General features: G+C 37.3%; 9 protein-coding genes. 5 read left to right on the plus strand and 4 right to left on the minus strand.

Annotated features, from left to right (window positions below; translation table 11 throughout):
* Positions 1 to 193: 193 nt before the first annotated feature.
* Both A37Q_RS0107340 and A37Q_RS0107345 read left to right on the plus strand, forming a co-directional pair.
* Complete coding sequence (locus A37Q_RS0107340; RefSeq protein WP_018299635.1) at positions 194 to 1648, plus strand: amino acid permease; 1455 nt, start codon at positions 194 to 196, stop codon at positions 1646 to 1648.
* Between the two features lie 91 nt (positions 1649 to 1739).
* Positions 1740 to 2903 carry an FYVE zinc finger domain-containing protein gene (locus tag A37Q_RS0107345; RefSeq protein WP_018299636.1) on the plus strand — a complete coding sequence of 388 codons (1164 nt, stop codon included), beginning with the start codon at positions 1740 to 1742 and terminating at the stop codon, positions 2901 to 2903.
* A 14-nt stretch (positions 2904 to 2917) separates the two neighbouring features.
* On the opposite strand, the gene A37Q_RS0107350 is transcribed toward A37Q_RS0107345, so the two are convergent.
* From A37Q_RS0107350 to A37Q_RS14910, 4 genes are all read right to left on the minus strand, one after another.
* Entirely contained in the window at positions 2918 to 4108 is a 1191-nt protein-coding gene (locus A37Q_RS0107350) for a NupC/NupG family nucleoside CNT transporter (protein ID WP_018299637.1), read from the minus strand.
* 90 nt (positions 4109 to 4198) lie between these two features.
* Positions 4199 to 4831, minus strand: a complete 633-nt coding sequence (gene rlmE, locus A37Q_RS0107355; protein WP_018299638.1) for a 23S rRNA (uridine(2552)-2'-O)-methyltransferase RlmE — start codon at positions 4829 to 4831, stop codon at positions 4199 to 4201.
* 3 nt (positions 4832 to 4834) lie between these two features.
* Positions 4835 to 5614 carry a 7-carboxy-7-deazaguanine synthase QueE gene (locus A37Q_RS0107360; protein WP_018299639.1) on the minus strand — a complete coding sequence of 260 codons (780 nt, stop codon included), beginning with the start codon at positions 5612 to 5614 and terminating at the stop codon, positions 4835 to 4837.
* Positions 5615 to 5618: 4 nt separating this feature from the next.
* The gene (locus tag A37Q_RS14910) at positions 5619 to 6116 is read right to left on the minus strand and encodes a 6-pyruvoyl trahydropterin synthase family protein (RefSeq protein WP_169710248.1); all 498 of its coding nucleotides are present in this window, start codon (positions 6114 to 6116) and stop codon (positions 5619 to 5621) included.
* A gap of 162 nt (positions 6117 to 6278) precedes the next feature.
* On the opposite strand from A37Q_RS14910, the gene A37Q_RS0107370 reads away from it, so the two are divergent.
* The 3 genes from A37Q_RS0107370 to A37Q_RS0107380 form a co-directional block, all read left to right on the plus strand.
* Positions 6279 to 7466 (plus strand): MFS transporter, encoded by a 1188-nt coding sequence (locus tag A37Q_RS0107370; protein WP_018299641.1) that lies wholly within the window; start codon positions 6279 to 6281, stop codon positions 7464 to 7466.
* Positions 7429 to 8076, plus strand: a complete 648-nt coding sequence (locus A37Q_RS14915; RefSeq protein ID WP_018299642.1) for a Fe(II)-2OG oxygenase family protein — start codon at positions 7429 to 7431, stop codon at positions 8074 to 8076. The genes A37Q_RS0107370 and A37Q_RS14915 overlap by 38 nt, the downstream gene beginning before the upstream one ends.
* A gap of 37 nt (positions 8077 to 8113) precedes the next feature.
* On the plus strand, positions 8114 to 8332 hold a 219-nt coding region (locus tag A37Q_RS0107380; RefSeq protein ID WP_018299643.1), incomplete at its 3' end, for a transposase.

Raw genomic sequence — 8332 nt, forward strand, 5'->3', positions numbered from 1 at the left:
CTTGAGGTAATATATTTACTAATCAACAATGATTTTGCAAATTGTTTTTTAGCGATCTAGCTAAAATACAGGTTTTGCTGATCCTTAAATAATCAAATATAACTTTTTATGTAAATTTTATAGTGATTTTGTCGATGCAATCAGAAAAATAGGGTACTTTGTTATCGGGTAACTTATTCATTAAGGGGAACAAATGAAACAAAATACTTTAAAGAGGGATCTGAAAAGTCGCCATCTTACTATGATTGCACTTGGCGGTGCGATTGGTACCGGGCTTTTTTTGGCCAGTGGATCAGCTATCTCACAGGCAGGGCCAGGTGGCGCACTTGTTGCCTATGGGCTTGTGGCACTTGTGGTTTATTTATTAATGACTTCCCTTGGGGAAATGTCGACTTATGCGCCTGTAACTGGTGCATTTAATAAATACTCCGAGAAATATGTCGATCCTGCTTTTGGTTTTGCCATGGGTTGGAATTATTGGTTTAACTGGGCAATTACAATCGCCTCAGAGCTTCTGGCTGCTGGGTTTTTAATGCAATTTTGGTTCCCCGGGACTTCTGTTGTCATGTGGAGTGGTATCTTTTTTGTCATCATTATGCTGATTAACCTTTTTTCAGTGAGAATATATGGAGAGTCTGAATATTGGATGTCATTGATTAAGGTTTCCTTTGTTATTATTTTCATTGTTGTTGGCCTTTTGGCTATTTTTGGTATCAGTAAATATGGACACGCTGTTGGCTTTAGCAACTGGAAGATAGAGCATGCGCCATTTAACGGTGGACTGTTTACTATTTTAGGTGTGTTTTTAATTGCCGGCTATTCATTTCAAGGTGCTGAGATTGTTGGTGTAGCAGCAGGTGAGGCAAAAGATCCTAAAAAGGCGATTCCAAAGGCAATTCGAAGTACTTTTTGGCGATTGACACTGTTTTATATCTTGGCGCTTAGCATTGTAGGGTTTTTGGTGCCTTATACCTCAGGATGGTTGGCTAATCCTGACTCTAATGTTGCACTAAGTCCTTTTACAATGGTGTTTCAAAGCGCAGGCTTCTCGTACGCTGCAACGCTTGTAAATATTGTGCTGGTTACAGCCGTTTTATCGGCAGCAAATTCTTGTGTCTATACTTCATCCAGAACGCTTTGGTATTTAGCAAAATCAAATCAAGCACCGAAAATTTTAGCAAAGACTAATAGAAAAGGGATTCCCATTTGGGGTGTGTTAATTACTGCAGTATTAGGGGCTGCTTTTTTTCTTGCCTCATTTGTAGGAAATGGCATTATTTTTAACTGGCTCGTTAATATGATCAGTCTTTGTGGCTATATCAGTTGGCTTAGTATTGCCATATCACACCTTCGCTTTAGACGCGCTTATATTCAGCAAGGCAGATCACTAAAAGATCTATCTTATGTTTCTAAGTTCTTTCCATTAGGACCTATTTTATCGATTGTTGCCATTTTGATTATGATGTTTGGTATGCAGATTGAAGCGCTTTTCAACCATACAGCAACGTGGGGCTCGTTTTTTGCCACCTATAGCAGTGTGATTTTGTTTTTAGTACTTTATTTTGGCTATAAACTGATAAAGAAAACAAAGCTTGTGCGCTCGAAATTTTGTGATTTAGATTTTCACCTGAAACAACAAGGCACCTAAAAATTATTCACTGTTGGATTTGAATTCCTACTTGTTTACAGCAAAATCATTCGTTAATATGTATGAAAAGTAAGCGACAAAGGAATGCGCTATGCCAGGGAGTAGGCTAAGAAGAGATTCTTTAGAGATTTTTTCAGGGACTAACCATGATTCTTTTAAACTTCTGCATGATTATTCATTTAGTGATAAAAGGCCGCTTGTTAGAGAGCTATTTAGACGATCTTTAAATCATATTAAAACGAGCTCGACTTTACCCTTACAATGTGGAAAGGACAGGGGTGAATGTGTGAGGAAAGTGCAAGCATCAAGAAATGCTGCTGATTATCTTTATGACTCACAAGTCTATAGAGTTACAAAGGAAGAATATGACAATGAGGCAGATTTAGCAGCAAGGGTATTTGCTGCCAGAGCTTGCTCGGCAGGGGAGTGTGGAGAGATTGCGCTTGATGGGCATTTTTCGCTGTTAGAGCTTAAAATAACAGGTCAAATTTATCTGGCATCTGCAAGTGGACAAAAACCTTTAACATCAAACAAAACCCATGTCGTGAATGTAATCAAATCACTTGATGGCAGCTCTCATGTTGTGGATTTACATTCGTGTAAAATATACCCATTGGAGGCACAATATCTTGCTGAAAATTTAAAACTATATTGTTCTGAAGGCGATGAATATATCCAATATTTACCCAAACGACATTTCTTTGGACCACACCCTAAATATAGTAAGTTAAACAATGAGAAGATTCTTGAATTATATCACTCACATGCTGAGAAATGGGCTGAAGCCCTGCGAACACATAGGCGACATAGTTATATCGTAGAGGATGAATATCTCTCTCAGTTTGCAACAAAGCCTTCCTCAATTGGGAAGTCTCAGATGGAGCATGTTTTATCTCATGAAGATATATCTGGCAGTCAAATATATGGCACTAAACCCTTATCAGCTGTGCATAAACTGAGTTATAAACCTAAACATGATTCGATGGTTATAGCTGAGCCTGCAAGAAAACGTTGGATCCCTGACTCAGAAAGTAGCACTTGTATGGCAAGTGGGTGCAGTACAAAACTTAAAAGGTTCTCACGCCATCATTGTCGCTCTTGTGGTATCTTAATGTGTAGTAGTTGCTCACAAACGACAACAAAAAAGCTTGAGCTGTACATCTTAATCAAAGGAGATACCGAGATGGAATATATCGGTAAGCAGAAGGTTTGCCCAGAATGTTATAATTTACTGGGAAGTGCCTTGTTAGAGTAAGTATAAAAACAGGATTAAAAGATTACCAAAGAGGCGATAAGCGCAGATAAAAAGCTGACCATAGTCGCATTAAGTAATATTTTCATGCCATATTTTGCAACAAGTTTGGCTTGTTTTTGGTTGAGTCCATGTACAGCCCCTACAATAATTCCAATCGAGCCAAAGTTCGCAAAGGAAACCAAAAATACAGAGATAACGCCGACGGTATGATGAGAGAAGTTTGCTAAGGTTTCTTTCAAATAAGTCATTGCCACAAATTCATTTGAGACAATTTTTGTCGCCATGATGCTTGCCGCTTTTAAGGTTTCACTGCCATGGATGTTTAACAACCAAGCAATAGGGTAGAAAATATATCCTAACAGATCCTGAAAGCTCATGCCAATAATGCGTGTGCACAGATCATTTAACATCGCGATAATGGCGATAAACCCAACCAGCATGGCACCCACGATAATCGCAACCTTAAAACCATCTAGAATATATTCACTTAACATTTCAAAGAAGGCCTGCTCTTTCTTACTGGTGCTGTCCATGGTGTCAAAGCTGATCTCTTTTGTGTGATCATATGGATTGATCATTTGTAAAATGACAAAGGTGCTAAACATATTCAGCACCAATGCGGCAACAACATACTTTGGTGGAATCAGCTGCATGTAGGAGCCGACAATCGCTAAAGATACGGTAGACATTGCTGTAGCTGCCATGGTGTACATGCGCTTGTCAGAGATTTGACTGAGAATATTTTTATAAGCGATAAAGTTTTCAGACTGTCCAAGAATCAGAGAGCTTACTGCATTGAAAGATTCAAGCTTTCCCATGCCGTTAACTTTCGATAGCAGCCAGCCAACTGATTTAATGACAAGTTGCAGTAGTCGAATATATTGCAAAATACCAATCAGTGCAGATACAAGCACAATTGGCATCAGTACATTGGTGAAAAAAGAGAACTCGCCTTTATTAACCATGCCGCCAAAGACAAAGTTTGACCCAGCTGCAGCATAGCTTAAAAGTGCATCAAAGCCATAGGAAATATAGTTGATAATGACAATGCCGATATCGGTGTGGAATAAGAATAATCCTAAAAGAATTTCGATTATAATTAGCTGGATGACATAGCGAAATTTAATGCTTTTTCTGTCAGAGCTTAGCAGGTAGGCGAGCGCTAAGACGACAAAAAGCCCCAAAAAAAAGAATAAAAACCTCATCATTAATACCCCTGAAAAATACTCTACTCATTTCAGGGCTCAAGGGTACTGCAAATGACTAGGCAATGACAAGGAGAATTGCATAAAAATTTATCCGTCTTTTTTACAAAAAGCAATAACATACACCTCTGATGAGCGTGCCCTTGAGGCCTCAGGCTTACGAATGATAATTTTTTGATAACGTTGTCTTAGGTTTTGAATAAATGCGTCAAAGCCCTCACCTTGAAAGACTTTGGCAAGAAAGTTCCCTTTTTTTGTCAACACTTGCTCTGCAAAATCAAAGGCTAGCTCAACTAGATGCATTGCACGCGCTTGATCGGTTGTTTTATTGCCGCTCATATTTGGCGCCATATCGGAAATTACCCAATCAATTTGTTTTCCAGAAGTCATGTCAAGAAGCGCTTCATAAGGCCCATCTTCTGTAAAATCCCCTTGAATAAAGTGTACACCAGAGAGTGGATCCATCTCTAAAATATCCAGAGCAAAAACTTGCCCATTTTGGCCAACAAATCCAGTTAATATCTGTGACCAGCCACCGGGTGCTGCACCTAAATCAACGACAGACATTCCCGGTTTGAAAAGTTTATCTTTTTGCTGTAATTCAATTAATTTATAACTGGCTCGAGAGCGATAACCATCAATTTTTGAACGGGCAACATAAGGGTCATTATGATGTTCATCAAGCCAAGACTTTGAGCTTTTTGTATGTTTGGATTTAGCCATTATTTATACCCCTATTTTATCATCATAAGCAATAATATGATCGCGCCCAGTGAATTTGAAGCCATGTTGAAGGGCAATATCCATAATAATAGGATATTGTTTGACCATTTCTTCGCGTGTACTACCAGCTGGCATGAGATAAACCTTGTCATGCAAAGCACCGAGCTCATCAATAATCATCAAAATCTCTTGTAACCTCTCAGGGTGATTGTCACAAACAAACTTTAATTGATAGTCCTTGTGATAGTCCATCATCTCTCTCATAGCTCGATAATTCAAACGATATTTATGATGCTGCTTGATAAAGCTTTCTGTTACAGTTTTATTCTTTGGTGTTAGTGTGTTGAGAACAGGGCTTGCATTACTAAGCTTGGGAGAGAGGCTAATTAAATCAAATGGATGATCTGTTTGAATAAAGTGCGAGCCCTCTGTTTCAAGAGTGACAAATAGCTTGTGTGAATGTGCTAAGTGAGAGATTTCATTTAAAAGCTCAGGGTGCATTGTTGGTGAGCCCCCTGTGAGCATAATCTCTTTAATGTGGGGGTGCTTTTCTACTAGCTTTAAAATATCTTTAAAGCTAAAGCAGCCTTTATCCGCATGAATGCTTGAATACCAAGTGTCACACCAGCCACCATCTTCACCAAAATAGCATCTGTGGGTGCAGCCTGTTGTTCGAATAGCAAAGCTTGGATGGCCTCGCCTTGCGCCTTCACCTTGCAAACAAGGGTAAAGCTCAATAATCGCTAGGGTCTTATGATAATCGCTGATACGTTTAAGATTCATAATATTATAACTCGGCAGAGGCCATGTTTTTATTATTCTCAAGAACATCAATGCGATAAAGAGAGGCTCTTTGGTTGCTTGCTTGATCAATTAATGGATGCAGAATATCAAGCACATATTTTGCAATGCCTTCACAGCTGAAAAAAGGGACTGTACGAAGCTGGATAAGTCCATCTTTGTCCATTTGAATGAATTTCTCAAGGGCTGGGTCTTTTTCGCTTAACACAACCGTATGGTCAAACATATAATGTAGCCAGTCACGTGTTGTCATGTTATTGATGGTGAAGCGGGTATCTTTCAGCCAGCCAAAGTCCCATACCCAGTTGCATTCATCTAAAACTTCAGCTTTAAAATGTAAACGAAGTGAAATAGCATAGCCATGCAAGAACCTGCAGTGTGAGTTTGCATTCCATTGACGAAAACAAGTAGAAAAACCATCAATCAGTTTTTCAACACGATAAATCATAAACGAGTTTAAAATAATATTATTTTTGATATGCACTATAAGTGAATTTGATAGGAACTACAATTTTTTTGTCTAACCTTATTCTATTCTGCTGATTGATTTTATGGGGTGCAGATAAAATAAAAAACTATATTGACATCGGTATTTGGCTATCATAGAGTCTATTTGTTATTGAGAGGGAATAGACAGGGTTGGGAAATGCGTTTTCTTTATGCAGCTGAAATGGTGCTTAATATTGTAAAGGCAATAGTTTTGATCGCCGCGGCTGTTAGTTTAATGGCATCTTCAGATAACGTTGTATTATTTGGATTCGCAATTTTGTTTGAAGTCATATCTTCGGTTATTGCCCCCTTATCTATTGGGAAGTTAATTGATAAGAAAGGTGCGCTAATTATTTACAAAATAATGATGCTAGTGTTATGCCTTTGTATTGCGCTTTGCTATTTTCTTTTTAGCCTTGTTAGCACAGAGCTATATATTTTTATCGCGTATAGTTTGATCTCTTTCTTTTCTCCATTGCTACGTTTGGCTCAACAGTCCTATTTCCTAGATATTCGAGAAACTGTCAATTTAAAAAAGATAAACTCTTGTTACCAGATGGCTGTTCAATTTGGACAAATTTCTGGCCTTATTGTGGCAGCAATGTTAGTTGATAGGCTTGATTTTCATCAGATTCATTTGTTGTTGCTTTTTGTTTTATTATGCAGTGTGGTATGTGCTTTTTGTGTTAAAAGTAAAATACAAAACTTACCGTCCAAGGTGGCTCATATATCAACTGTTAAATTGGTTAAATCAATACCACTTATAGCTGTTTTGATTATTATTGTGAGTGCTTTTGATTATGTTATTTTATCTATTTTTAACCTCTCATTGCCTGTCCTAACCTCCATTTATAAAGATCAAGGCTTTGCAATGAGCCTGTTTGATATGTCGTATGCTGTGGGTGCGATTGTTATATCATATCTTCTTGCCAAAGGATTTGGCTCAGATCATGGACTTAAATTGAGTCGCGTTGCTTATATAGTTCTACCTTTTGCTATTATCGCCTTAGTGCTGACATCAAAAATAGAGTATAGAGTTCTTATTATACTTGCCATTGGTGCAATGCTGAGCTTATCTACGATTGGCTTTAATAGTTATATACAGTCAATATTGCCAAAAAATGTCATTGGACGCGTTTTAGCATTAAGAAGAATATGCTTAGCGATAATGCTTTTTATTTTTGTGAATACATTATCGTTTACTCAGTCGTTTAATACAGATGCTTTTTATTACTTACTTATTATCATTGTGTTGATGTTAAGTTTTATGATTGTCTATGTTACATATAAAGAGGGGGAAGGAAAAAATGTTGAAATACACACTCTCAGCAAAAGAGAGGTATAAACTTCAAGAAGTCCTAAAGAAAAATAAAATAAGTCCATATACATGCTATCCTGCATTTAAAGAGGCTATAAATGAGATCATTATAGAAGGTAGCGTTCCGGAGGAGCTGCATAAGTTTATTAATGATTCAAAAGCATATTGTCAGGAAGATGAGCCATTTGTGTTTATAGAAGGGTTTGCAGTTGATTCTATTTTACCTTACTTTGATAATTATAATCCTGTGGAGGAGAAAAAAGAATTAAAAAGAACTTATATTAGTGAGGGGATTTTAGAGCTTTATGCACAGATTCGCAATGAAAAACCAATAGGTTATTTAAATGTGAATAATGGTGATATTTTTCAAGATATTTTTCCTAAGCAAGATTTATTTAATAGCCAATCTCAAAAAGCATTGAATAATATTTATTTTCATAAAGATTTGGCTAATCATTTTGTCCGTCCAGACTGGGTAAATTTGCTTTGTTTAAGAAATGATATTGAAAACATGATTGTTACATGCTTTGTAAGAAATAAAGATGTATTGTCATGCTTTTCTAAAGATGAATTAAATGTGCTTACAAAACCTATCTTCTATACGCCTTGGAGTGGTTACACTTTTACGGACAGCTAATTACGTAGTAACCTGTTAAAAAAGTTAGGACTGTCCAATGAACAAACGACCATACGACACATACACAGAAGAGTTTAAGAAATCATCAGTTGATTTAGCCTTAGAGAATGATCAACCTTATGCACAAACAGCCAGAGAGTTGGGCGTGAAGCCAAGTACTTTTTATACCTGGATTGAGCGTTACTCACCAAGTAAAGAAGGCGGCTCAGATAATATGGAAGGCGAGCTTAAAAAGCTACGCAAAGAAGTCACAAAG

It is taken from the genome of Fangia hongkongensis FSC776 = DSM 21703, assembly GCF_000379445.1.
GTDB lineage: Bacteria > Pseudomonadota > Gammaproteobacteria > Francisellales > Francisellaceae > Fangia > Fangia hongkongensis.

Excerpts from the sequence above, each read along its gene's own strand:
- A37Q_RS0107340 (WP_018299635.1), top strand. The coding sequence starts at position 194 with ATGAAACAAAATACTTTAAAGAGGGATCTGAAAAGTCGCCATCTTACT.
- A37Q_RS0107360 (WP_018299639.1), bottom strand. The coding sequence starts at position 5,614 with ATGAATCTTAAACGTATCAGCGATTATCATAAGACCCTAGCGATTATT.
- A37Q_RS0107350 (WP_018299637.1), bottom strand. The coding sequence starts at position 4,108 with ATGAGGTTTTTATTCTTTTTTTTGGGGCTTTTTGTCGTCTTAGCGCTC.
- A37Q_RS0107370 (WP_018299641.1), top strand. The coding sequence starts at position 6,279 with ATGCGTTTTCTTTATGCAGCTGAAATGGTGCTTAATATTGTAAAGGCA.
- rlmE (WP_018299638.1), bottom strand. The coding sequence starts at position 4,831 with ATGGCTAAATCCAAACATACAAAAAGCTCAAAGTCTTGGCTTGATGAA.
- A37Q_RS0107345 (WP_018299636.1), top strand. The coding sequence starts at position 1,740 with ATGCCAGGGAGTAGGCTAAGAAGAGATTCTTTAGAGATTTTTTCAGGG.
- A37Q_RS14915 (WP_018299642.1), top strand. The coding sequence starts at position 7,429 with ATGTTGAAATACACACTCTCAGCAAAAGAGAGGTATAAACTTCAAGAA.